The 1,924-nt window shown below is 52.4% G+C and carries 2 protein-coding genes; both read left to right on the forward strand.

Annotated elements, in window-relative coordinates:
* The coding region (locus R3177_RS14680; RefSeq protein WP_318971752.1) for a thiazole synthase at positions 1–541 on the forward strand (541 nt) is incomplete at its 5' end.
* A 10-nt stretch (positions 542–551) separates the two neighbouring features.
* Entirely contained in the window at positions 552–1,664 is a 1,113-nt protein-coding gene (thiH, locus tag R3177_RS14685; RefSeq protein WP_318971753.1) for a 2-iminoacetate synthase ThiH, read from the forward strand.
* The last annotated feature ends 260 nt before the right edge of the window (positions 1,665–1,924 follow it).

The following is a 1,924-nucleotide window of genomic DNA, read 5'->3' on the forward strand; positions in this document are numbered from 1 at the left end:
AGAAGCAATATTTGCCGCAGAGCTGGCCCGTGAAGCCTTGCAAACGTCCTGGCTTAAACTGGAGATCCATCCGGATCCGCGCTATCTGATGCCCGACCCAGTCGAAACAATGCTGGCAGCAGAGCAACTGGTTAAAATGGGCTTTGTGGTACTGCCCTATTGCAGTGCCGATCCGGTATTGTGTAAACGACTGGAACAAGCAGGTTGTGCTGCCGTGATGCCACTTGGTGCCGCTATAGGCTCGAATCAGGGCTTACAAACCCGGGCTATGCTTGAAATTATTATTGAGCAGGCTCAGGTTCCGGTCATCATTGATGCTGGCTTGGGTGCACCGTCTCATGCGGCTGCAGCAATGGAGCTGGGCGCCGCGGCAGTTTTGGTCAATACTGCCATTGCCAGTAGCGCAGATCCGGTGGCAATGGCTGGCGCCTTTGCGGATGCGGTAAAGGCCGGGCGCGCTGCCTATCTTGCTGGATTGGCATCAGCTCAGCCGCAGGCGGTGGCTTCCAGTCCGTTCACCGACTTTCTGACAGCGCTGTGAGGATCTGGCAGTGAGTTTCAGCGAGCAATGGCAACCGCAACACTGGCAGAGCATGCAACTGCAAAGCCGCAGTTTTTCAGCCAGTCAGGTACAGACAGCGTTAAGTAAAAACCAGCTGAGCATATATGATCTGCAAGCGCTGCTGTCGCCGGCAGCACTGCCACTACTGGCTCAGATAGCAACTAAGGCGCAGCGGCTTACCCGTCAGCGTTTTGGCCATAGCGTGCAATTTTTTGCCCCGCTGTATTTATCAAATCTGTGTGCCAATGAATGCAGCTACTGCGGATTTTCGATGAGCCAGCAAGTTAGACGTCGAATTTTAAATTTAGCGGAAATAGAACAGGAATGTCTGGCAATAAAAGCACTTGGTATCGATCAGGTCCTGCTGGTAACCGGTGAGCACGAACGAAAAGTAGGTATTGATTACTTTTGCCAGGTGCTGCCTGTGATCAGGCGCCACTTCAGCAGTATTCAACTTGAAGTACAACCGCTGACAACCACTGAATACCAACAACTGAAAAGCCTGGGTGTCGATGCTGTGATGCTATATCAGGAAACCTATAATGCGACGGCGTATCAGCAGTTTCATTTAAAAGGCAAAAAATCTGATATCCGCTGGCGGCTGGATGCACCTGACAGAGTGGGCAATGCCGGCATCGATAAAATCGGCCTGGGCATTTTACTGGGCCTGACCGACTGGCGTACCGATGCAATAGTTCTGGCGCAACATCTTAAGTATCTGCAAAAGCGTTACTGGCAATGTCGCTTTAGTTTATCAGTACCCAGGATCCGCCCCTGCAGTGGCGGTTCTGACAAGGTAACAGCCATTGACGATAAAGCGCTAATCCAGTTAATTTGTGCCTTTCGGCTGTTTGCCCCTGAGCTTGAAATCAGTTTATCCACCCGTGAGTCTGCTACATTCCGCCAGCAGGTAATACCGCTGGCCATAACCAGTATTAGCGCCGGCTCTAAAACCCAGCCAGGTGGCTACAGTGTCGATCCGGATAATTTAGAGCAATTCAGCATTGACGATACCCGCTCACCAAAACAAGTAGCAACAGCACTTACGCACCAAGGCTTACAACCTGTATGGAAAGATTGGGATAGTTTTTTGGGAAGATAAAGCATGGCGACAAATTGGTCAGGAACGAATTTGGACTGCCGCAGGCAGGTCGCGAAGCGATGCTGACCAGGGAGGGGTCAGCACAATGCCACACCCCAGAGGGGCTGTGGCTGGCGTGTGAGTGTCGTGCGCCGGCAGGATGGCCTGCCCCGAGGCGCTTCAACGCAAAAAGGCCTACCGGTTAGGGTAGGCCTTTTGCTTGAATTGGGAGCCTGGCGGTGTACTACTCTCGCATGGCGAATGCCACACTACCATCGTCG

Source organism: Arsukibacterium sp., from assembly GCF_033722355.1.
In the GTDB taxonomy this organism is placed as follows: domain Bacteria; phylum Pseudomonadota; class Gammaproteobacteria; order Enterobacterales; family Alteromonadaceae; genus Alishewanella.